Raw genomic sequence first — 21,335 nt, forward strand, 5'->3', positions numbered from 1 at the left:
CCCGGGGGGTTGTTTAATTGGGGGGGGGGCCCCATAGGGGGGCGGCCCCCCGGGCCGGGTGACCGGGGCGCCGCCGTCAGGCGATGCGGAGGGGCACTACCCGGCGGCCCCGGCCTCTTCCGCGGCGCTGATCGCGATGCCGTCGAGGATGTCGTGCTCCGAGACCACGACCTCCGAGGCCCCGATGCGCTCCATGATGGCCAGCAGGACCAGCGCGCCGGCGCCGATCACGTCCACCCGCCCCGGGTGCATCACGGGGATCGCCGCGCGCTCGGCGTGGGTCGAGGTCAGCATCCGGCGGGTGACCTCGCGGACCTGGTCGTAGGAGATCCGGGAGTGGTGGATGGCAGCCGAGTCGTACTCCGGCAGCCCGAGGGCGATCGCGGCGACCGTGGTCACCGAGCCGGCCAGGCCCACCAGGGTGCGGGCCTCGGCCAGCGGGACCGTCTCGGCCGCCAGGTCCAGCGCCGCCTCGATGTCGGCCCGTACGGCGGCGATCTGCGCCTCGGTCGGCGGGTCGGTGACCGAGCCGTCCGCCACCAGGTGGCGCTCGGTCATCCGGACGCAGCCCACGTCCACGGAACGGGCCGCCCGGACGTGCTCCTCGCCGACCACGAACTCCGTCGAGCCGCCGCCGATGTCCACGACGAGGAAGGGCCGCTCCAGGTGCTCGTGCGCCGTGAGCTCCTTGGTGGCGCCGGTGAAGGAGAACTCCGCCTCCTGGTCGCCGGAGATCACCTCGGGCTCGACGCCCAGGATGTCCAGGACGCCCCGGACGAACTCGTCCCGGTTCTCGGCGTCCCGGGAGGCCGAGGTCGCCACGAAGCGCACCCGCTCGGCGCCCAGCTCCTTGATGACCGCCGCGTACTCGCGGCAGGCGGCGAAGGTGCGCTCCAGCGCGTCCGGTGCGAGGCGGCCGGTCTTGTCCACACCCTGGCCGAGGCGGACGATGATCATCCGCCGGTCCAGCTCGACCAGTTCGCCCGTCGCGGGGTCGTAGTCCGCGACGAGCAGCCGGATGGAGTTCGTACCGCAGTCGATGCCGGCGACCCGGGTCATGCCTGGTCCTTCTTGTCCCCGCACGGCGTGACGCAGGGGCCCTTGGCCCACCACTCCGGCAGCATCGCCAGGGCCTCGTCGCCGAACGGGTTCACGCCCGGGCCCGCGGCCAGGGAGTGGCCGACCAGCACGTGCAGGCACTTGACCCGGTCCGGCATCCCGCCGGCGCTCGGGAAGCCCTCGAGCACATCGATGGCGTCGCGGCGCCGGATGTAGTCCTCGTGCGCGGCCTGGTAGGCGGCGGCGAGCTCGGGGTCCTCGGCGAGCCGGGCCTGCATCTCCTTCATCACGCCGTTGGCCTCCAGCGTGCCGATCGCGGAGGCCGCGCGCGGGCACGTCAGGTAGTACAGCGTCGGGAAGGGGGTGCCGTCGGGGAGCCGCGGCGCGGTCTCCACCACGTCCGGCTGGCCGCAGGGGCAGCGGTGCGCGATGGCGCGCAGCCCGCGCGGCGGGCGGCCGAGCTGCTGCTCGAACGCCTCGATGTCCGCGTCGGTCGGCTCGGTCCGGTCGGTCTGGGGCGGGGGCGTCTGCATGCCTGGAGGAAGTCTCTTCGTTCGCGGTTCTATGACGGGTGGACTGGTTCAGTCGCCGGGGCGGTCGGCCTTGTCGACGCCGTCCCAGACGTTGGAGTACCAGGGGCGGTCGGAGCCGGCCTTGCCGGTCCGGTGCCGCTCGGCGCCCTGCGCCCCGGGGTCGGTCATGATGTAGCCGATCTCCCCGGGTCGCAGGAAGTGCAGGTGCTTGCGCGCCTGCTGCTCCGCGTAGGCGTTGTCCTGCCAGCGGGCCTTCTCGTCGCGGAGCCGTTCCAGGCGGTCCCGCGCGGCGGCGGCGGCCCGCTGCTGCTCCGCGATCTCCGAGCGCTGGGAGACGTACTGGCGCATCGGATACGCGAGGGCGACGACCAGCGTACAGAGGACGAGCACGAGGAGGGCCGCGCGGCCCGTGAGCCGGCTGCGGCGGACCTGGCGGCGCGACTGCGAGCGGTAGACGTGGGCGGCGGTCCGCTCGCCGAGCTGCTTGAGCCTGGTCGCGGTCGAGAAGGTGGAGAACCGATCACGGTTCCCGGCCATTGGTCCCGCCTCCCCTGTGTACGCACTACGCAATACGTCCCCGCACACGGTACGGGACCGAGTGCGGGGACGTACGGAGGCAAGGGCGTGATTAGCCCTTGAAGCGCGGGAAGGCGCTGCGGCCCGCGTACACCGCGGCGTCGTCGAGGATCTCCTCGATGCGCAGCAGCTGGTTGTACTTGGCGACGCGGTCCGAGCGGGCCGGGGCGCCGGTCTTGATCTGGCCGCAGTTCACGGCGACGGCGAGGTCGGCGATGGTGACGTCCTCGGTCTCACCGGAGCGGTGCGACATCATGCACTTGAAGCCGTTGCGCTGGGCCATCTCGACGGCGTCCAGGGTCTCGGTCAGCGAACCGATCTGGTTCACCTTCACGAGCAGGGCGTTCGCGGAGCCCTCCTCGATACCGCGGGCCAGGCGCTCCGGGTTGGTGACGAAGAGGTCGTCGCCGACGATCTGGACCTTGGCGCCGAGGCGGTCGGTGATGGTCTTCCAGCCGGCCCAGTCGTCCTCGAACAGCGGGTCCTCGATGGAGACCAGCGGGTACGCCTCGACGAGCTCGGCGTAGTAGTCGGTCATCTCGGCGGCCGAGCGGGACTGGCCCTCGAACTCGTACTTGCCGTCCTTGAAGAACTCGGACGCGGCGACGTCGAGCGCGAGCGCGATGTCCTTGCCCGGGGTGTAGCCGGCCTGCTTGATGGCCTCGATGATGAGGTCGAGCGCGGCGCGGTTGGACTCCAGGTTCGGGGCGAAGCCGCCCTCGTCGCCCAGGCCGGTGGAGAGGCCCTTGGTGTGCAGGACCTTCTTGAGGGTGTGGTAGACCTCGGCACCCCAGCGCAGCGCCTCGGAGAAGGACTCCGCGCCGATCGGGGCGATCATGAACTCCTGGATGTCCACGTTGGAGTCGGCGTGCGACCCACCGTTGAGGATGTTCATCATCGGAACGGGCAGCAGGTGCGCGTTCGGACCGCCGAGGTAGCGGAAGAGCGGAAGGTCCGAGGCCTCCGACGCGGCGTGCGCGACGGCGAGGGACACGCCGAGGATGGCGTTGGCGCCGAGCGAGCCCTTGTTGTCGGTGGCGTCCAGGTCGAACATGGCCTGGTCGATCAGACGCTGCTCGGTGGCGTCGTAGCCGACGAGCTCCGGGCCGATCTGCTCGATGACGGCGAGGACGGCCTTCTCGACACCCTTGCCCATGTAACGGTTGGGGTCACCGTCACGGAGCTCGATGGCCTCGAATGCACCGGTGGAGGCGCCGGACGGAACAGCAGCACGGCCGGTGCTGCCATCGTCGAGGCCCACCTCGACCTCGACCGTGGGGTTGCCTCGGGAGTCCAGGATTTCCCGGGCTACGACGACGTCGATGGACGGCACGAGCATCTCCTTCTGGGATGTGACGCTGGGTGTGCGGTGGCGTCAGGCCGTGGGATGGCCTTGCCGACTAGAGCCTAACCGGATCCGAGCACTCACCCTGCCGACCGCTCGGTCCCTGGGACGAAAAAGGGCCCGAATACCCCTCTTCCGGGACATACGCCCCCGGATGACGGAGGGTCTGCCGCCGCACACACCACCGCCCGGCGCGTGGGGGGAGACGCGCCGGGCGGTGGGGGTGGTGCGTGGTGCCGCGACCGCTGCGGCTATTGCCGCAGCGTTCAGCTGAGCTTCAGCTTCTGACCCGGGAAGATCAGGTCGGCGTCCGAGACGATGTCCTTGTTCAGCTCGAAGAGCTTCTCCCAGCCGCCCTTGACGCCGTTGGCCTCGGCGATGGTGCCCAGGGTGTCGCCGGACTTGACCTCGTACGAGCCGTTGCCGGTCTTCGGGGCCGGGGCCTCGGAGCGCTCGGAGCGGGTCGTCGGGGCCGGGGCCTCGGAGCGCTTCGTCTCCTTCTTCGGCTCGGTCTTCTTCGGCTGGGTCTTCTTGGTCTCGGTCTTCTTCTCCGTCTGCTTCGGAGTCTCGGCCGCACCGCCGCCGGTGTAGGAGGAGTTCGACAGACCCACGCCGCACGACGGCCAGGCGCCCTTGCCCTGGCCCTTGAGGACCTTCTCCGCGATGGCTATCTGCTGCGACTTCGAGGCCTGGTTGGCCTGCGCGGCGTACGACTTGCCGCCGTACGCGGCCCAGGTCGACGACGAGAACTGCAGGCCGCCGTAGTAGCCGTTGCCCGTGTTGATGGCCCAGTTGCCGCCGGACTCGCACTGCGCGACGCGGTCCCACTCGGAGGACGTGGCGGCGCTCGCGGAGCCGGCGGCCATCAGGGGGGCGGCGACGGCCACACCGGCGACACCGGCGAGCGTGACGATGCGGGCGGTCCGCTCGATGGCGGTACCGCGGCGGTGCTTGCCCTTGCCGGAAAGCAGCATGGAGTTTCTCCTCACCGACGCCTACGAGGTGAGCTGTCGGGTTCGGGCGAGTGAGTTGCCCGGCCGTGCGACCTAGCGCACGTCTTAACCCCTAGCCGGTGGCGTGACCGTCTCTCAACGGCCGCTCCCGGCGCCTACCTTGGTTCCCCCGCTCCTGCCTTCGGCGCTTGCGCGACGACTGTTCCCCCCGTCCGCCGGCAGGATTCGGCGATGCGGTCGAAGGAGCTCGCGGTGGCGAGCGATTCAGAAGGTAGACACGTCCCTCCCCGATGTTCAACGACCGCCATCGGGGAGAAACGGCCCCTACTTGCGCTCCCCGTAAGGAGATTTGCGCAGGTGAGGGCGGGGTTTGCGGAAGCCCCGGGACAAGACACGCCAGTTGACCGGAAGAGACACATGTCTCACTTGCAGAAAACCGACAATCAACTCTTTCCGGGTGGCCGAAGTGCCCTTATTGAGCGGTTAGATCCAGGTTCTGGCCCGGCTTGATCAGATCGGCGTTCCCGCCGATGACCTGCTCATTGGCCGCGTAGAGCCCCTTCCAGCCGCCCTTGACCCCCTTGGCATCCGCGATGGTGGCCAGGCTGTCGCCCGCCTGAACGGTGTACGAGGGGTCCGACGCGGCATCAGATGTGACCGGCGCCTCGGCCGCGGGGGCTCCGCGGTGCTTGCCGCCGCCCTCGGCCAGCGTGACGGGCGGCGCGGTGGGGTCGGTGGAGGCGCCCGGGGCACCGGGGGTCGCCGGAGCCGTCGGGTCCGGCGTGGTGCCCGGAGTCGTGGGCGCCGTCGGGTCGGCCGGGGTCACCGGGGGCTGGCCGGGGGTGCCGGGGGGCGTGGTGGGCGCGCTCGGGTCCACGGGGGCGGTCGGCGTGCCCGGGTCGGCCGGGGTCGGCGTCACCTCGTCCGGCGAGGGCATGACGGGCAGCCCGAGGGAGGGCGCGAGCGGGCCGTCGGGGACGACGAACGGCGGGGTGGCGGACGGGCTCGGGGCGGGCGTCGGGGCGCCGAAGTCCGTGGAGGGCTTTCCGTTCCCCGTGGAGGGCACGGCGCTGTCCGGGCGGGAGGGCGCCGGGCCGGTCTTGACCGGACCGCCGGGCAGGCCGGGGTCGACGGCAGCGGCGGGGCTCTGCCCGTCCAGTCCGGCCGACGCCGCGCACAGCGGCCAGGCCTGCGGACCCTGGGAGGCCAGTACGCGCTCGGCCACGGCGATCTGCTGGGACCGGCTCGCGAGGTCGGCGCGCTCGGCGAAGTCGGAGCCGCCGGCGCTCTGCCACTCGTCCTGGGTGAACTGGAGGCCGCCGTACTGGCCGCTGCCGTAGTTGGCGCTCCAGCTGCCTCCGCTCTCGCATTCGGCGACCTTGTCCCACGTGGAAGTGTCGGCCGCGGAGGCGTTGGTGGCGGCAAGAAGCGGCAGGGCCAGCGCGGAGCCTGTGACTCCTGCGGTGACGACTATCGCGGGCACCTGACGGGGGCGTCTGTGACGGCCGTTCCCGGAACGCATGAGGCTGCACCTTTCGCATAACGGCTGGGTAACGGCAGAACCTAGCGGCCCTCGAACGATTGTCACAACTCGGGTCGTCGGCTGACTCCCGGTCAGCGGGCCTTCAGATGTTTCGGGGTGTGAAGCGCACGGGAAGGGTGCGCAGGCCACGCATGATCAGACCACCCCGCCAGCGAAGGTCAGTTGGCGGAACCGCGAGTTCCAGATCCGGCAGACGCGTGAGCAAAGTCGCAAGCGCCGTCTGTCCTTCAAGTCGCGCGAGCGGAGCACCCAGGCAGTAGTGGATGCCGTGCCCGTACCCGAGGTGCTGGTTGTCGGTGCGCGAGAGGTCGAGGGTGTCCGGCTCGGCGAACCGCGCGGGGTCGCGGTCGGCGGCCGCCAGGACGACCAGGACCGGGTCCCCGGCCGCGACCGGCTGCCCGCCGAGGGTCAGCGGCTCGGTGGCGAACCGCCAGGTGGCCAGCTCCACCGGGCCGTCGTAGCGCAGGAGTTCCTCGACCGCGGTCTCCAGCAGGCCGCTCTCGCCCGCGGCGAGGGAGCGCTGGAGCCGCTCGCGCTCGCCGGGGTTCATGAAGAGGGAGTGGACGCCGTTGCCGATGAGGTTCACGGTGGTCTCGAAACCGGCGAAAAGCAGGATGAAAGCCATGGCGGTGGCCTCGGCTTCCGTGAGGTGGTCGCCGTGGTCGCTCGCCCGGATCAGGTCCGAGATCAGGTCATTGCCCAGATCGTCCCTTTTGCGGTGGATGAGTTCACCGAGGTAGGTCCGCATCTGCTTCACCGAGCGGGCGACCCCGCCGCGCGGACCACCGCCGTGCCGGATCATCATCCCGGCCCAGTCGCGGAAGTCGTCCTGGTCCTCGCGCGGTACGCCGAGCATCTCGCAGATGGCGTAGATGGGGAGCGGGAAGGCGAACTCGTGGATGAGATCGGCCTCCCCCCTGTCCGCGCCCCCCGCCTTTTCGACGATCTTGTCGATGAGGTGGTCGGTGAGCTCCTGCACGCGCGGGGTGAACTCGGCGACCCGGCGCGGGGTGAAGGCCTTCGACACCAGCCGCCGCAGCCGGGTGTGGTCCGGCGGGTCGATGTTGAGCAGGTGCGTCATCAGCTCCGCCTTGCGCTCCCCCGGGATCCCGGTCTTGCCCTTGGCGTGCGCGGGCTCCGCGTGGTGGGCCGGATTCTTGCTGAGCCGCTGGTCGGCGAGGGCCTGGCGGGCGTCCGCGTACCGGGTGACCAGCCAGGCCTCGACCCCGCTGGGGAGCTTGGTGCGGTGCACCGGCTCGTGCTCGCGCAACCATGCGTAGGCCGGGTAGGGATCGGTCGCGAACTCCCAGTCGAACAGGGTCGGTCCCCGGCCGGAAGGGGGGGTCGAAGGGCTGTCGGCGGGGGCTGCGGGAGTCTGCTCATGCACCTGCTGACCGTATCCCGGCATCCGGCCGCGATCCCATATGGGTGGTTCGTCGCGGCTGTCCGTAGATCCGCCATCACTTGACCTCGCCTTCCCCGACATTCCTACTTTCGGTTTTGTGGATGTGAGGATCTTGAAAAGCAGCTTCGCGGTAGTGGAGAGACGGGCCGAGCACGCGGTCAAGTTCTTCTACTCCCACCTGTTCTGGCACAACCCCGGCATCCGTGAGCTCTTCCCGTCCTCCTTCGAGGAGTTGGAGCGACAGCGGGACCGGCTCTTCGCCGCGCTCACCCACGTGATCGCCCGTCTGGAGAAGGGGACCCTCGTCCCCTATCTCCACGAGCTGGGCCGCGACCACCGCAAGTTCCAGGCCCGCCCCGAGCACTACGCGGCCGTGGGGACAAGCCTGCTCGCCGCCCTCGCGGCGACCTCCGGATCGGCGTGGACGCCGATGGTGGAGAAGGCCTGGAGCGAGGCGTACCAGGTGATCGCCGACGCGATGACGGCCGGCGCCGCCGCGAGCGAAGACCCGCCCTGGTGGGACGCCGAAGTCGTGCGCCACCTCCGGTACGGCCAGGACATCGGCGTGCTGACCCTGGAACCGCACGCACCCTTCCCCTATGTACCCGGCCAGTACACGAGCGTGAGCTGCGAGCGGGTCCCGCGGACCTGGCGCACGTACTCCATCGGCAACGCACCGCGCGCCGACGGCACCCTGGACCTGCACGTCAGCCGGATCGAGCGGGGCCGGGTCAGCACCGCCCTGGTCCGCGACGTCCGGCCGGGCGACAGCCTGCGGCTCGCCGCCGCCGGCGGGAAGCTGACCTTCCGCCGTGCGGACCGCCCGGCCTGCTTCATCGCCGCGGGGACCGGCTGGGCTCCGGTCCGGGCCATGCTGGAGGATCTCGGGAAGCACCCTCCTGATCAGGACGTGCGGCTCTTCGTGGTCGGGCGGGACCCGGCCCACCTCTACGACCGCCCGCTGATCGACGAGTGGGCCGCCGCCCGCGACTGGCTCGGCGTCACCTACATCACGCCCGCCCCGGGGCGGCACCGCAACCAGGCCACCGACCGGCTGGCCACCGCGCTCGGCAACCGGGCCCTGTGGCCGGACCAGGACGTCTACCTCAGCGGGCCGCCGCCGTTCGTCGAGGAGACCGCGTACCTCCTGGAGGAGCTCGGCGCCCGCCCCGGCCGGATCTTCCACGACGCGGTCCCCGCCGCCGGAAGGGGCCACGGCCCGGACGGCCGCCCGCTGGGCTTCGGGGAATGGTTCCTGAACCGCCCGTCACCGCACTGGCACAACCCCGCGGGCCGCGCGCCCCGGGACGACTGAGACGTCCTGCCGCTGCTGAGGGCTACTCGCCGACGCCCTCGGCCGCACGGATCGCGTCCCGGTAGGCGCGGGCCGCCGCGCGCAGCGCGGTCTCGGGGTCGATCCCCTCCGCCTCGGCGCGCGCCGCCAGCGCCAGCAGCTCGTACCCGATGCCCTCGCCGCGGGGCAGTTCCACGGCCACGCCGCCCGCACGGACCCGGCCCGCGAGCTTGGCCGCGAGCGCGAGGCCGGGCTGGCCCACCGGAATCCCGTCCGTGACGGACTCCCGCCGCTTCTCGGCCGCCTTGGTGCGCTGCCAGTGGGCGCTGACGTCCTCCGGAGTCTCGGCCTGCGCGTCGCCGAAGACGTGCGGGTGGCGGTGGATCAGCTTCTCCACCAGGGCCCCGGCCACGTCGTCGATGGAGAACGCCTCGTCGCGGTCGCCTGCGTCCCCGGTTCCCTCCTCCGCGATCCGGGCGTGGAAGACCACCTGGAGCAGGACGTCGCCGAGCTCCTCCCGCAGTTCCTCCCGGTCGCCGTCCTCGATGGCCTCGACCAGCTCGTACGCCTCCTCGATCGCGTACTTGGCCAGCCCCCGGTGGGTCTGCCGCGAGGTCCACGGGCACTCGCGCCGCACCCGGTCCATCACCTGGACCAGGTCGAGCAGACGGGCCCCCGGCAGGTCGTAGGAGCCGGGCAGCAGTTCCAGGTCGGGCATGGCGACCCGGCCCGAGCCGGCCAGGCGCGCCAGCCCGTCGGTGAGCCGCTGGTCGCCCTCGCCGCCCGGGAGCACCACGACGGTGCGGCCGCCGGCGCAGGCCTCGACCAGCGCGTGCGCCTCCGGGCTCTCGTGGACCACCTCGACGCCCGCCTCCCGCAGGTACGGGAGCTGCGGGTGGCCGGGGTCGGCGCAGACCACCCGGTCCGCGGCGTGCAGGGCCTGCCACGCGGGCCAGGACAGCACGCCGGGGGCGACCCGGTGGCTGGTGGTCAGCAGGACGATGCGGCCGGTGGGCTCGGCCGTGGTGGATTCGGAGGGGGCGTGGTCGGTCACCCTCCGAACCTACCTCCGTTCCGCCGGGCTCCGGCCCGGAGGGGCCCCGGGCGGTATCAGGCTCCGGCGGGTGCCTGCTCGGGCCGGGTCCGCTGGGTGATCCAGGGCGTCTCCCCGGTGCCGAGCTTGATCTGCTGGGCGTCCCAGGCGCCGTAGCGCGGGTTGACCTCGATGCGCAGGGCCTTCGCGGCGGCCCGGGCCGGCTCCTCCAGCTTCCCGTTGCCGTACTTGGCGGCCAGCTTGGTGAGCAGCACGCGGTCGCGCAGGAACCGGTCGACCTGGCCGGGGGCCATGTGGCCCTTCTGCAGGAGCAGCGCCTCGAACTGCTCCGCTCCCTTGTTGTCCTCCACGTACGCCTTGTGCTCGTCCTCGATCTCCTTGGCGGAGACGGTGATCCCGGCCGTCGCGGCCATCTTGTCGATGATCCGGTTCTGCAGGAGCGAGTCGAGCCGCTCCCGCTCCAGGTTGGGGGTGCTCGCGATGAGCTCGGCGGCGGCCTGCCCGGTCCGGTTCTGCGCCGCGCGCACGTCGTTGACCTGGGCCTGGAGTGCGGAGGTGGTGATGCGTTCGCCGCCGACGACGGCCGCGGTACCGGGGCGGGCTTCGCCCGAGCAGGCGGCCAGCAGAGGGGCCGCCAGGAGCAGGGCGGCGGAGACGGAGAGCGCTGTGCGACGGTGCAAAGGAGCCTCCAGGGCCGGGAGATTGTGCGTCGGTGCACAAGGGCCGTGCGGTGATCGATGGTATGAGGTCGCGGTGGTCCGGGCCACCTGTTCGACCAACGATTCCCGAGGTGTCGGGGTGTCGGGGTGTCGGGGTGTCGGGGTGTCGGGGTGCGCGGTTGTTCGTGCCGGAGTCACTCCGCGGCCACCCTCCGGTCCTCCCGCGCTGCCAGGGTCGGCCCACCATGTCGACACCGCACCGCTCGCCGCACGGCTCGCCGTGCCACCCACCGCGCCGCCCGAGCCTGTTCGGCTCGGCCCTGGCCGCCCTGCTCACGGTGGTGGCCGTGTGCGCCGGGGACGCCGTGGCCCGCGTCTTCCCGTACGGCCCGCGCCACCGCAGCGTCAACGACCTCGGCAATCAGTTCGTCCCCTTCCACGCGCACTTGTGGGACCTCCTGCACGGCCGCGCGCGGGGCGGTCTGCTGGTCAACTGGCAGTCCGGATACGGCACGAGCTTCCTGCCCGACCTCGGGACCTACCTGACCAGCCCGTTCTCCGTCCTGATCGGGCTCTTCCCGCGCGACGGCATAGACCTCGCGGTGTACGTGGTCACCGTCCTCAAGACGGCGGCCGCGGCGGCGGCGATGACCTGGCTGCTGCGCACGCAGCGCCGCGGGGCCTGGTGGGCGGCGGGCCTGCTCGGGGCCTCGTACGCACTGTGCGGCTGGTCGGTGATCGAGGCCTCCTACAACCCGATGTGGCTCGACGGGCTGATCGCCTTCCCCCTGCTGTGCCTGACCGGGGAATGGGCCCTGCGCGGGCGGCGGATCGTGCTCGCGCCGCTGGTCGTGGCCGTCTGCTGGACGGCGAACTTCTACACCGCCTACATGGCGACGCTGGGTGCGGCGCTGGTGCTGCTGGTACGGGTGCTGCTGACGCGCGAGGGGGCGGCGACCCGGCTGGCCGTGATCGGGCGGGGGGCCGCGACGACCGTGCTGGGGATCGCGCTCGCGGCGCCGGTCCTGGTGCCCCTGTTCCTCAGCTCCGGGCAGGCCTACCCGGGCTGGGTCAAGGAGTTCAGGCCGGTGTCCTGGGCGGACCTGTTCGCCCGGCTGCTGCCCGCCACGTACTCCTTCTCCTCCCCCGCCGTCTTCCTGGGCACCGGGACCCTGCTGCTGGTGGCGGCGCTCCCCTTCCACCGGGCCGTACCGCCGCGCACCCGGCTGGCGTGGTCGGGCCTGACGGCGGCCGTGGCGCTCTCCCTCCAGTGGGCGCCGACGCACCTGGCCTGGCACCTGTTCGCGACCCCGAACGGAAGCCCGTACCGGCAGACGTTCGTGCTGGCCGGGATCGCCGTGCTCGCCGCCTGGACCGGGCTGGCGGCCAGGCCGCCGGGGCCGCGCGCGCTGGCGGCGGGAGCGGGCCTGCTGGCGGCCGCGGCGCTGTGGGCGCGCGGGAGCACCCTGACGACCACGTGGGGGTACGTGCTCTTCGGCGGCGGGCTGGCGCTGGCCGCGGCGTCCTGGTGGGCGCTGCGGCTGCGCCACCGCCGCCCGGCGCTCCCGGCGGTCGTGCTGCTGACCGTACTCGTCGGGCAGGCCGCCGCGACGACCGCGTACGGGCACAAGGGCAAGCTGGGCGGCCTCGACGACTACCCGTCCTGGTCCGCGGCGCACACCGCGCGCGCCGAGGCCCTGGCCGGCGCCGAGGACTGGCCGGCGTACCGGACCGACCCGGGCCGTCCCGCTCTGACGGGCAACGACCCGATGCTGCTGGGCGGTGAGGGCGGCTCGTACTACAGCAGCCACACCCCGGACGTGTTCACCCGGACGATGGTGGCGCTGGGCGCGGGCTGGACCTCGCGCGGGCGCAACGTCCAGAGCATCGACAACCCGGTGACGGACGCCGTCTTCGCGGTCGGCGCCCGGCTGCGGCCGGACGGTACGGTCGCCCGCGCCGAGGTCCCCCCGCTGGTCACGACCCGGCCGCCGGGCACCCCCGCCGCCTACGGCGACTCCCCCTTCGCCAACCAGGAACTGCTGCTGGGCGCGCGGGTGTACGAGGACCCGGCGGCGCCGGGGGTCTGCCGCGCAGGCACGGAGGCCTACCTGTGGGCGCCGGAGTACAACGCGACGGCCCGCCTCGCCGACGGCCCTCCACTGCGGCTGAACGGCAACGCCCCGCGCAACCGGGCGGCCGTCCAGCCGCTGGGCGTCTCGCGCGGGGAGTCCTCACCGCTGGTCTTCGACCGGGCCGCGCCCGCGCGGTGGACGCTGTCCTGCCTGGACCGGGGCCGGCTGGCCGAGGCCGTGGACCGGCTGCGCGCCACGGCCGCCACCTCGGTCACGGTCGGCTCCTCGCGGGTCCGGGCCACGCTCCCGCCGGGCAGCACGGGCACGGCGGTCCTGTCGGTCCCCGCGATCGCGGGGTGGACCTGCAACGGCCGCCCGGCGTCGGCGCATCTGGGCCTGGTCGCCCTCCCGTTGGAGCCGGGCACCACCCGCCTCGACTGCGCCTTCCGCCCCCCGGGGCTCCTCCCGGGCGCGGTGGTGGGCGCACTGGCCCTGGCGGTCGTGCCGGGCCTCGCCCTCGGCCGGCGGCGGCACCGACGGCGTCAGCGGACCTGACCGAGCCAGTGCAGGGTGCGGCGGACCTCCCCGGGGAAGGGGTGGTTCGGGCCGTGCAGGCGCTCCGCGTCGAACAGCAGGCGGGCCAGGGTGTCGTGGGCCGCCTGCCGGTCGCCGAGGGAGAGCAGCAGGTGCGCTATGCGGCGGCGGACCTCCAGGGGGAGTCCCGGGTCCGGGTTGGCGTAGTGGTTCTCGAAGAGCGGCAGCAGCGAACGGTACTCGGCCAGGGCCGCGGCCGGTTCGCCGAGCTGTTCCAGGCACTGCGCCGAGTCGTAGCGAAAGCGCAGCGACTGGGGGTCTCCGGCCGGGAACTCGTCGGCGAGGCGGCGCAGTTCCGGCAGGGCGCGGCGGTACTGGCCGTCGTCCATCAGCGTGGCGGCGTACTGCTTGCGCAGGGAGCGGACCACCGGCGAGTGCTCGCCGTGCTGGGCGGCGGCGGCCGGGAGGATGCCGCCGAGGATGTCACCGGCCTGGGTCAGCTGCCCCTGGTCCAGCAGCTTGCGCGCCTCGTCCACGGCGCCGGGGATGTCGGCCACCGGCTTCGGCGGGGACGTCGGCTGGGGCGGGATCACGGTGGCCCGGTCCGGCCAGGGGGCGTGCGGGCGCAGGAAGGGGCGGGTGGGGTCGAGGTGGCCCGTGGGGGTGCGGCTGCCGCGGACGGGCAGCAGCGGCGCGAGCGCCTCGTAGACCTCCTGCGCGGAGGCGGGGCGGTCCTGCGGGTCCTTGGCCAGCAGGCGCAGCAGGACCGCCTCCAGCTCCGCCGGGATCTCCGGGCGCTTCGGGCGGATCGGGGCCGGGGGTTCGTACAGGTGGCGGTGGAGCACGCCGAGGGCGGTGGACCCGGCGAAGGGGACGTTTCCGCTGAGGAGTTCGTACAGCAGCACGCCCAGCGCGTACAGGTCGGTGTACGGGCCCACCGCGCCGCTCATGGCCTGCTCGGGGGCCATGTACGCGGGGCTGCCGATCGGCGTGCCGGTACTGGTGAGGCGGGTGGTGTCGGTGTCCATCACCGAGGCCACACCGAGGTCCAGGACCAGGACGGTGCCGTCCGGGCGGACCATCACGTTGCGGGGCTTCAGGTCGCGGTGGACGATCGGCACCGCGTGCACGGCCGACAGGACCGAGCACAGCTGCGCGGCGACCGAGACCGCCCACTGCCAGGGGTAGGGGTCGTGCTGGGCGAGGTGGTCGGCGAGGTCGGTGCCCTCGACGTATCCCATGACGAGGAACAGCTCGTCGCCGTCGCTGCCCGCGTCGTGCACGGTGACCAGACCGGGGTGGTCCACCTGCGCCGTGACCCGGCACTCGCGCACGAAACGGCGGCGCAGTTCCTCGGCGACGGTGCCGGGTCCGGCGACCTTGTCGGGGCGCAGCAGTTTGACGGCGACGCGGCGGTCCAGGCGCTTGTCGTACGCCGTCCAGACCTGCCCCATGCCGCCCTGTCCCAGGATGGAGGCCAGCTGGTAGCGGTCTCCGATGAGCCGGTCGGTCACTGGTTCGGGTCCTGGATCGCGGTCGTGTTCGGGTCCTGGTAGGGGCCGCCGGGCGGCGGGGTCTGCTTGCGCAGCAGCTCGCTGAGCTCGTCGAGTTCGGCGCGGACCTGCCCGATGCGCGGGGGCGGGGTCGGCTGCGGCGGGACCTGCGGGGGCAGGGGCGCCGGGGCGGGAGCCTGGGCGGGCGGGTAGCCGTAGGCGGGGCGGGCGGGCTGCGCCGGGTACCACTGCGCGGTCGGGACGGCCGCCCGCCTCTCGTAGTGCCGGATGTCGGCGACGAGGAAGTACACGCAGGTCGCCAAGCCGGTCAGGAGGGTGCCGAAGGCGCCGGTGTTGCCCTGCCAGCCGTCGGTGTCGGGGGTCGGGTCGAGGCCGATCAGCACGAGCCAGCTGACGGACAGCACGGCACTGAGCCCGAGCAGCATCCAGTCGCGGGTCGCGCGGGTCACGATGGCGAGCCTCAGCATCGAGGCCCAGGCCAGGAAGCCACAGCTCAGGATCGGCAGCAGCGAGAACAGCACGCGCAGGGTCACCACGGTCCCGTTACCGGGCTGGTGACCATGCTGCGGCGGGTAGCCGGGGCCGTGCATCGGTGCTCCTGACAGGCCGTGCGGAAAGGGTTTCAGGGTCTGAGCGTATACAGCGATTCCGGCCATGGTGAGGGGATGGGCCCAACCGTTGCACGGTCGCCGCAGAGGCGGTCCGGACCGCGGGGTGCGGACCCCGGTGAGCGGATCACCCCAACCGTGCGTACCGCCGCGAACGGGACGGAGGCTCCCGCGACGCGGCCGCGACGCACCGGCGGCGGCCGGGAACCCGTAGGTCCCCGGCCGCCGCCGGCCGGGGACCTACGAGCCGAGGATGGTGGCGAGGAACTCCCCGGTCCAGGCCAGCAGTTCCCGCCCGACCAGCGGCTTCCCGCCGATCTTGCCGGTCTTCGGCCGCGGGATGAGCACCTGCGAGGTGGCGGGCTTGAGCACCGCCCCCGGGTAGAGCCGCTTCAGGCGCAGCTCCTGCGACTCGCGCAGTTCCACCGGCCCGAAGCGGATGTTGGGGCCCTGCAGGGTGATGTCGGCGACCCCGCACGCACGCGCCAGCATCCGCAGCCCGGCCACCAGCAGCAGGTTCTCCACCGGCTCCGGCAGCTTGCCGTAACGGTCGTTGAGCTCCTCCCGTACGGCCTTGACGTCCGCCTCGGAGTTCGCCGAGGCGATGGACCGGTAGGCCTGCAGGCGCAGCCGCTCGCCGGGCGCGTAGTCGTGCGGGACGTGCGCGTCCACCGGCAGCTCGATCTTGACGTCCAGCGGCGGTTCCTCCTCCTCACCACCCTCGACGGCGGCCCGGTAGTCGGCCACCGCCTCGCCGACCATGCGGATGTAGAGGTCGAAGCCGACGCCCGCGATGTGACCGGACTGCTCGCCGCCGAGCAGGTTGCCCGCGCCGCGGATCTCCAGGTCCTTCATCGCCACGTACATGCCGGCGCCCATCTCGGTGTGCTGGGCGATCGTCGCGAGCCGCTCGTGCGCGGTCTCGGTCAGCGGCTTCTCCGGCGGGTACAGGAAGTACGCGTACCCGCGCTCGCGGCCCCGGCCCACGCGCCCGCGCAGCTGGTGCAGCTGGCTGAGGCCGAAGTTGTCGCCGCGCTCCACGATCAGGGTGTTGGCGTTGGAGATGTCGATGCCGGACTCGACGATGGTGGTCGACACCAGCACGTCGAACTTCTTCTCCCAGAAGTCCACGACGACCTGTTCCAGGGCCTGTTCGGACATCTGGCCGTGCGCCGTCGCGATCCGCGCCTCGGGCACGATCTCACGCAGCTTGGCCGCCGCCCGGTCGATGGACTCGACCCGGTTGTGGATGTAGAAGCACTGGCCCTCGCGCAACAGTTCACGCCGGACGGCCGCGCCGATCTGCTTCTCCTCGTACGGGCCGACGAAGGTGAGCACCGGGTGCCGCTCCTCCGGCGGGGTGGTGATCGTCGACATCTCGCGGATGCCGGTCACCGCCATCTCCAGGGTGCGCGGGATCGGCGTCGCGGACATGGTGAGCACGTCGACGTTGGCGCGGAGCTTCTTCAGCTGCTCCTTGTGCTCGACGCCGAACCGCTGCTCCTCGTCGACGATGACCAGGCCCAGGTCCTTGAACTTCGTCTCCTGCGAGAAGAGCCGGTGCGTGCCGATGACCACGTCCACCGAGCCCTCGCGCAGACCCTCCAGGGTGGCCTTGGACTCGGCCTCGCCCTGGAAGCGGGACAGCGCCTTCACCTTCACGGGGAACTGGCTGTAGCGCTCGGAGAAGGTGCCGAAGTGCTGCTGCACGAGGAGGGTCGTGGGGACGAGGACGGCGACCTGCTTGCCGTCCTGGACCGCCTTGAAAGCGGCGCGCACGGCGATCTCGGTCTTGCCGTAGCCGACGTCGCCGCAGATCAGCCGGTCCATGGGGACGGATTTCTCCATGTCCTCCTTGACCTCGGCGATGGTGGTGAGCTGGTCGGGCGTCTCCGCGTACGGGAAGGCGTCCTCCAGTTCGCGCTGCCAGGGGGTGTCCGGGCCGAAGACGTGGCCGGGGGCCGCCATGCGCGCGCTGTACAGCTTGATGAGGTCGGCGGCGATCTCCTTGACCGCCTTCTTCGCGCGCGCCTTGGTCTTGGTCCAGTCGGCGCCGCCGAGCCGGTGCAGGGTCGGGGCCTCGCCGCCGACGTACTTGGTGACCTGCTCCAGCTGGTCGGTGGGGATGTAGAGGCGGTCGCCGGGCTGGCCGCGCTTGGCGGGGGCGTACTCGACGAGGAGGTACTCGCGGGTCGCGCCCTGGACGGTGCGCTGGACCATCTCGATGTAGCGGCCGACGCCGTGCTGCTCGTGGACGATGTAGTCGCCGGCCTCCAGGGTCAGCGGGTCGATCGTCTTGCGCCGCCGGGTCGGCATCCGGCCGAGGTCCTTGGTGGCGGTGCGCTGCCCGGTCAGGTCGGTCTCGGTGAGGACGGCCAGTTTCAGGGCCGGGTCGACGAAGCCGTTGTCGATCGAGCCGCAGGCCACGTGCACGATGCTCGGCTCCAGCGTGCCCAGGTCCGCCTCCAGGCGGGCCGCGATGCCCTCGCCGCCGAGCACCTCGACGGTGCGGGCGGCCGGGCCGTGGCCCTCGGTGAGGTAGACGGTGTGCCAGCCGTCGGCGATCCAGCCCTTGGTGTCGGCGAGCGCGCGGGCGGTGTCGCCGCGGTAGGCCTCGGGGGCGCGCATGCCGAGCTTCAGCACCGCCGGCTCGCCGGCTGATGTCAGCGTGCCGCCGGCCCCCGCCGCGTCCGCGGCATGCGTCAGCGTCTCGTCGGCGGCGAAGGGGGAGACCGACCACCACATCATGCCGAGCTCGCGGGCGTGGTCGCGTACGTCGGCGATGCCGCGCAGCGAGGCCGCGCCGACGTCGACGGGGGCCTCGCCGCCGCCCGCGGTGGCGGCCCAGGAGGCCATCAGGAACTCCTGGCTGGTGGCGACCAGGTCGGCGGCCCGGGTCCGTACCCGCTCGGGGTCGCACACGACGGCCATCGCCCCGGCGGGCAGGACGTCGATCAGCAGCTCCATGTCGTCGACCAGGACCGGCGCCAGGGACTCCATGCCCTCGACGGCGATCCCCTCGGCGATCTTGTTCAGCAGCTCGCCGAGCTCGGGGTGTTCCTCGGCGAGGGCCGCCGCCCGCTCCCGCACCTGGTCGGTCAGCAGCAGCTCACGGCAGGGCGGGGCCCACAGTCCGTGCTCGGCGATCTCCAGCGACCGCTGGTCCGCGACCTTGAAGTAGCGGATCTCCTCGACCTCGTCGCCCCAGAACTCGATGCGCAGCGGGTGTTCCTCGGTGGGCGGGAACACGTCGAGGATGCCGCCGCGCACGGCGAACTCGCCGCGCTTCTCGACGAGCTCCACGCGGGCGTACGCGGCCGCCGCCAGCGCCTGCGTCACCTCGCCGAGGTCGACGCCCTGTCCCTGCCGCAGGGCCACGGGTACCAGGTCTCCGAGCCCCTTGACCTGCGGCTGGAGCACGGAGCGGATCGGCGCGACGACGACGGAGACGGGCCCGGCGGCCGGGTCGTCCTTGCTCGGGTGCGCGAGGCGGCGCAGTACGGCGATCCGGCGGCCCACGGTGTCGCTGCGCGGGCTGAGCCGCTCGTGCGGGAGCGTCTCCCAGGACGGGTAGTCCACCACCTCGTCGGGCGAGGGCATGAGCGAGCGCAGCGCCGCGGCCAGGTCCTCGGCCTCGCGCCCGGTCGCGGTGACCGCGAGGACGGTCCGCCCGGTCTGGCGGGCCAGCGCGGCGATCGCGAAGGGCCGCGCGGCGGCGGGGCCGACCAGGTCCACGTGCATGCGGTTGCCGTCCCCGGCCGCGGTGACCGCCTCGGCGAGGGCGGGGTCCCGGGTGACGGCGTCGAGCAGTCCGTGCAGGCTCATGTAGAGGCTTTCCATCCGGTGAGGGGGCAACGCGAAGGGCCCGACACGCTCGCGGGCCGGGGGTTCCCACCCTACGACGCCCCCGGGCCCCACGCGCGGGGGATTCGGGTCACCCGTGGGAGTGACGGAGCCGGCGCCCACCGGACCGATCCCCTTACGCTTGGTCCAGTGGTTAGTCCACCCCTGTCGTCCCTGTCGTCCCTGTCGCAGGAGTCCCCATGGAAGCGGCCCGGCAGTACAACGTCCACGAGGCGAAAACGAACTTCTCCAAGATCCTGGAGGCGGTCGCCACCGGCGAGGAGGTGATCATCAGCAAGGCGGGGGAGCCCGTCGCCAAGGTGGTCCCGCTCGCGGGGAAGGTCTTGCGGACCTCGCGAGGATCCGTCCGGGAGCCCGTGGTGTTCGCCGACGACTTCGACGACATGTCCGACGACACCGGCTTCGCCGAGGCTTTCGGACTGCTCCCCCACGCCGAGGCCGCCGAGTGAAGCTCCTGGCAGACACTCACGTCATCGTGTGGTGGCTGACGGACTCGCCGCAGCTGTCCGACGAGGTCAAGGACCTGCTCGACACCGAGCGCCTCGCATACGTCAGCGCGGTCACCCCCTGGGAACTCGCGGTCAAGCAGGCTCTCGGCAAGCTCGACGGCCCGGAGGACCTGCCGGAGCGAGCCAGGGACTGCCAGCTCAGGCCGCTACCGGTCACCGCGCTCCATGGCATCCGGGCGGGACAGCTGCCCCTCCACCACAGGGATCTCTTCGACCGCATGCTGATCGCCCAGGCCCAGTCGGAAGGGCTGACCCTCGTCACGCGCGACACGTTCATCCCGCTTTACGATGTCCCGGTACTGACCGTCTGAGCTCGCCGCGACGCTTTCCGCCGGAGAGACGCCACCGGCCCAGGGAGCACAAGTCCGTGACGAGCGATGCGATAGCCCGCCCCGCCGCGCCGGCGGCCACGGTCGCCGTGAAGGCGGCGAGCCGCCGGTGGTCCGGTCCCTGGGCGGTGGCCGGGGGACTGTTCCTCGTCTACCTCGTGCTGTCCGTCGGGCGGTTCCGGCGGATGGAGTGGGCCTCCTGGGACCTGGGCATCTTCGAGCAGGCGATCCGCGCCTACGCGCACCTGCGCGAGCCCGTCGCCGATCTGAAGGGGCCCGGGGCCAACATCCTCGGCGACCACTTCAGCCCGGTCATCGCGACGCTCGCCCCCGTCTACCGGATCTTCCCCGGCCCCATCACCCTGCTCGTCGCGCAGGCCGCGCTCTTCGCGCTCTCCGCCGTCCCGGTCACCAGGGCGGCCGGGCGGTTCCTCGGCCGGCCCCGCGGGCTGGCCGTCGGAATCGCGTACGGGCTGTCCTGGGGGATCCAGCGGGCCGTCGAGTTCGACTTCCACGAGATCGCCTTCGCCGTCCCCCTGCTGGCCTTCGCCCTGGAGGCGGTCCTCGCCCGGCGCTGGCGGGCCGCGCTGCTGTGGGGGCTGCCGCTGCTCCTCGTCAAGGAGGACCTCGGTTTCACCCTCGCCGCCCTGGCCGTGGTCGTCGCCTGGCGGGCCCGGACCACCCACCGGCGGACCGCCGCGGCCGCCCTCGGTGTCGCCGTGGCGGCCACCGTCCTCGCCGTCCTGGTGTTCACCGTCGTCATACCGGCCTTCGCCACGGCGGGCTACGGCTACTGGGACAAGATCCACGGCGCGGGCCCCCTCGACGGCATCGGCACCAAGCTCACCACCCTGGCCTGGGTGCTGATCCCGACCTCCGGGCTGCTGGCCCTGCGCTCGCCGCTGCTGCTGGTCGCCGCCCCCACCCTCGGCTGGCGGTTCCTCTCCGGCGACGACCACTACTGGTCCACCGACTGGCACTACAGCGCCGTCCTCATGCCCGTCGTGGCCCTCGCCCTCGTCGACGCCATCGACACCGCCCGGCGCGGCGAGCGGCCCTGGCTGCGCGCGTACGCCCTCCAGCTGCCGACCGCCGTCCTCGCCGCCGGCCTCGCGCTCAGCGTGACCAGCCTGCCGACCGAGAAGCTCGCGCAGGCCCGTACGTACGAGAAGCCCGCCCGTGTCACCGCGATCGAGGAGCTCCTCGCCCGGATCCCCGACGGGGCGACGGTGGAGGCCGACACCGGGCCGCTGACCCGGCTGACCTCCCGCTGCCGCGTGCTGTGGATCGGCGGCAGCAAGGGCGTCGTCCCCGACTGGATCACCCTCGACAACTCCTCCAAGTGGGTCGGCGAGGACCCGACCGACTATGCCCGGCAGCTGCATCCCGGTGAGCGTTTCGAGCTCGTGGGCGAGGCCGGCGGCGTCGTCCTGATGCGCCACGAATGACAAGGCGCCGGTCCGGGACCCGTGGTCCCGGAC

At 72.5% G+C, this 21,335-nt stretch carries 17 protein-coding genes and 1 riboswitch; of the genes, 5 read left to right on the top strand and 12 right to left on the bottom strand.

Annotation, left to right across the window (positions count from 1 at the left end; all coding sequences use genetic code 11):
- Positions 1–96: 96 nt before the first annotated feature.
- From ACFCZ1_RS37125 to ACFCZ1_RS37155, 7 genes are all read right to left on the bottom strand, one after another.
- Positions 97–1,059, bottom strand: a complete 963-nt coding sequence (locus ACFCZ1_RS37125; protein WP_376682721.1) for an exopolyphosphatase — start codon at positions 1,057–1,059, stop codon at positions 97–99.
- Positions 1,056–1,592 (bottom strand): DUF501 domain-containing protein, encoded by a 537-nt coding sequence (locus tag ACFCZ1_RS37130; protein ID WP_376682722.1) that lies wholly within the window; start codon positions 1,590–1,592, stop codon positions 1,056–1,058. The genes ACFCZ1_RS37125 and ACFCZ1_RS37130 overlap by 4 nt, the downstream gene beginning before the upstream one ends.
- Before the next feature lie 48 nt (positions 1,593–1,640).
- On the bottom strand, positions 1,641–2,129 hold the full coding sequence (locus ACFCZ1_RS37135) for a septum formation initiator family protein (protein WP_376682723.1): 489 nt from the start codon (positions 2,127–2,129) through the stop codon (positions 1,641–1,643).
- 91 nt (positions 2,130–2,220) lie between these two features.
- The gene (gene eno, locus ACFCZ1_RS37140) at positions 2,221–3,507 is read right to left on the bottom strand and encodes a phosphopyruvate hydratase (protein ID WP_376682724.1); all 1,287 of its coding nucleotides are present in this window, start codon (positions 3,505–3,507) and stop codon (positions 2,221–2,223) included.
- Between the two features lie 272 nt (positions 3,508–3,779).
- Positions 3,780–4,487: a transglycosylase family protein gene (locus ACFCZ1_RS37145; RefSeq protein WP_376682725.1), complete on the bottom strand. Its 708-nt coding sequence runs from the start codon at positions 4,485–4,487 to the stop codon at positions 3,780–3,782.
- A gap of 3 nt (positions 4,488–4,490) precedes the next feature.
- Positions 4,491–4,663, bottom strand: a riboswitch (cyclic di-AMP (ydaO/yuaA leader).
- A gap of 275 nt (positions 4,664–4,938) precedes the next feature.
- Positions 4,939–5,988, bottom strand: coding sequence for a transglycosylase family protein (locus ACFCZ1_RS37150; protein WP_376682726.1), 1,050 nt, complete (start codon positions 5,986–5,988; stop codon positions 4,939–4,941).
- 103 nt (positions 5,989–6,091) lie between these two features.
- A complete protein-coding gene (locus tag ACFCZ1_RS37155; RefSeq protein ID WP_376682727.1) occupies positions 6,092–7,396 on the bottom strand; it encodes a cytochrome P450 in 1,305 nt (434 codons plus the stop codon).
- A 151-nt stretch (positions 7,397–7,547) separates the two neighbouring features.
- Between ACFCZ1_RS37155 and ACFCZ1_RS37160 the strand changes: the two genes are divergently transcribed.
- Positions 7,548–8,729 (top strand): globin domain-containing protein, encoded by a 1,182-nt coding sequence (locus tag ACFCZ1_RS37160; protein WP_376682728.1) that lies wholly within the window; start codon positions 7,548–7,550, stop codon positions 8,727–8,729.
- Positions 8,730–8,751: 22 nt separating this feature from the next.
- Here ACFCZ1_RS37160 and ACFCZ1_RS37165 read toward each other — a convergent pair whose 3' ends face one another.
- Positions 8,752–9,762, bottom strand: a complete 1,011-nt coding sequence (locus tag ACFCZ1_RS37165) for a nucleoside triphosphate pyrophosphohydrolase (protein ID WP_376682729.1) — start codon at positions 9,760–9,762, stop codon at positions 8,752–8,754.
- A gap of 56 nt (positions 9,763–9,818) precedes the next feature.
- Positions 9,819–10,442, bottom strand: coding sequence for a SurA N-terminal domain-containing protein (locus ACFCZ1_RS37170; RefSeq protein ID WP_376682730.1), 624 nt, complete (start codon positions 10,440–10,442; stop codon positions 9,819–9,821).
- A gap of 224 nt (positions 10,443–10,666) precedes the next feature.
- Between ACFCZ1_RS37170 and ACFCZ1_RS37175 the strand changes: the two genes are divergently transcribed.
- Positions 10,667–13,051, top strand: coding sequence for a YfhO family protein (locus tag ACFCZ1_RS37175; protein ID WP_376682731.1), 2,385 nt, complete (start codon positions 10,667–10,669; stop codon positions 13,049–13,051).
- On the opposite strand, the gene ACFCZ1_RS37180 is transcribed toward ACFCZ1_RS37175, so the two are convergent.
- The 3 genes from ACFCZ1_RS37180 to mfd all read right to left on the bottom strand — a co-directional run bounded on the left by ACFCZ1_RS37180 (position 13,039) and on the right by mfd (position 18,977).
- Positions 13,039–14,544: a protein kinase gene (locus ACFCZ1_RS37180; protein WP_376682732.1), complete on the bottom strand. Its 1,506-nt coding sequence runs from the start codon at positions 14,542–14,544 to the stop codon at positions 13,039–13,041. The two genes, ACFCZ1_RS37175 and ACFCZ1_RS37180, sit on opposite strands and share 13 nt — an antisense overlap.
- Complete coding sequence (locus tag ACFCZ1_RS37185; protein WP_376682733.1) at positions 14,541–15,134, bottom strand: hypothetical protein; 594 nt, start codon at positions 15,132–15,134, stop codon at positions 14,541–14,543. The genes ACFCZ1_RS37180 and ACFCZ1_RS37185 overlap by 4 nt, the downstream gene beginning before the upstream one ends.
- Before the next feature lie 258 nt (positions 15,135–15,392).
- Positions 15,393–18,977 carry a transcription-repair coupling factor gene (mfd, locus tag ACFCZ1_RS37190; RefSeq protein WP_376682734.1) on the bottom strand — a complete coding sequence of 1,195 codons (3,585 nt, stop codon included), beginning with the start codon at positions 18,975–18,977 and terminating at the stop codon, positions 15,393–15,395.
- Between the two features lie 218 nt (positions 18,978–19,195).
- Here mfd and ACFCZ1_RS37195 point away from each other — a divergent pair, with 218 nt between their 5' ends.
- Genes ACFCZ1_RS37195 through ACFCZ1_RS37205 form a run of 3 tightly spaced genes read left to right on the top strand, consistent with a single transcriptional unit; the run spans position 19,196 to position 21,302 of the window.
- Complete coding sequence (locus ACFCZ1_RS37195; RefSeq protein ID WP_376682735.1) at positions 19,196–19,465, top strand: type II toxin-antitoxin system Phd/YefM family antitoxin; 270 nt, start codon at positions 19,196–19,198, stop codon at positions 19,463–19,465.
- Positions 19,462–19,836: a type II toxin-antitoxin system VapC family toxin gene (locus ACFCZ1_RS37200; RefSeq protein ID WP_376682736.1), complete on the top strand. Its 375-nt coding sequence runs from the start codon at positions 19,462–19,464 to the stop codon at positions 19,834–19,836. Before ACFCZ1_RS37195 ends, ACFCZ1_RS37200 begins: the two co-directional genes overlap by 4 nt.
- Before the next feature lie 56 nt (positions 19,837–19,892).
- A complete protein-coding gene (locus tag ACFCZ1_RS37205) occupies positions 19,893–21,302 on the top strand; it encodes a DUF2079 domain-containing protein (protein ID WP_376682737.1) in 1,410 nt (469 codons plus the stop codon).
- Positions 21,303–21,335 lie beyond the last annotated feature (33 nt).

This window comes from Streptomyces sp. NPDC056224 (genome assembly GCF_042267665.1).
GTDB lineage: Bacteria > Actinomycetota > Actinomycetes > Streptomycetales > Streptomycetaceae > Streptomyces.

What these genes read in the sequence shown, in the direction of transcription:
- ACFCZ1_RS37185 (WP_376682733.1), bottom strand. Translation starts at nt 15,134, where the DNA reads ATGCACGGCCCCGGCTACCCGCCGCAGCATGGTCACCAGCCCGGTAAC.
- ACFCZ1_RS37150 (WP_376682726.1), bottom strand. Translation starts at nt 5,988, where the DNA reads ATGCGTTCCGGGAACGGCCGTCACAGACGCCCCCGTCAGGTGCCCGCG.
- ACFCZ1_RS37175 (WP_376682731.1), top strand. Translation starts at nt 10,667, where the DNA reads ATGTCGACACCGCACCGCTCGCCGCACGGCTCGCCGTGCCACCCACCG.
- ACFCZ1_RS37130 (WP_376682722.1), bottom strand. Translation starts at nt 1,592, where the DNA reads ATGCAGACGCCCCCGCCCCAGACCGACCGGACCGAGCCGACCGACGCG.
- eno (WP_376682724.1), bottom strand. Translation starts at nt 3,507, where the DNA reads ATGCTCGTGCCGTCCATCGACGTCGTCGTAGCCCGGGAAATCCTGGAC.
- mfd (WP_376682734.1), bottom strand. Translation starts at nt 18,977, where the DNA reads ATGAGCCTGCACGGACTGCTCGACGCCGTCACCCGGGACCCCGCCCTC.
- ACFCZ1_RS37125 (WP_376682721.1), bottom strand. Translation starts at nt 1,059, where the DNA reads ATGACCCGGGTCGCCGGCATCGACTGCGGTACGAACTCCATCCGGCTG.
- ACFCZ1_RS37195 (WP_376682735.1), top strand. Translation starts at nt 19,196, where the DNA reads ATGGAAGCGGCCCGGCAGTACAACGTCCACGAGGCGAAAACGAACTTC.
- ACFCZ1_RS37145 (WP_376682725.1), bottom strand. Translation starts at nt 4,487, where the DNA reads ATGCTGCTTTCCGGCAAGGGCAAGCACCGCCGCGGTACCGCCATCGAG.
- ACFCZ1_RS37135 (WP_376682723.1), bottom strand. Translation starts at nt 2,129, where the DNA reads ATGGCCGGGAACCGTGATCGGTTCTCCACCTTCTCGACCGCGACCAGG.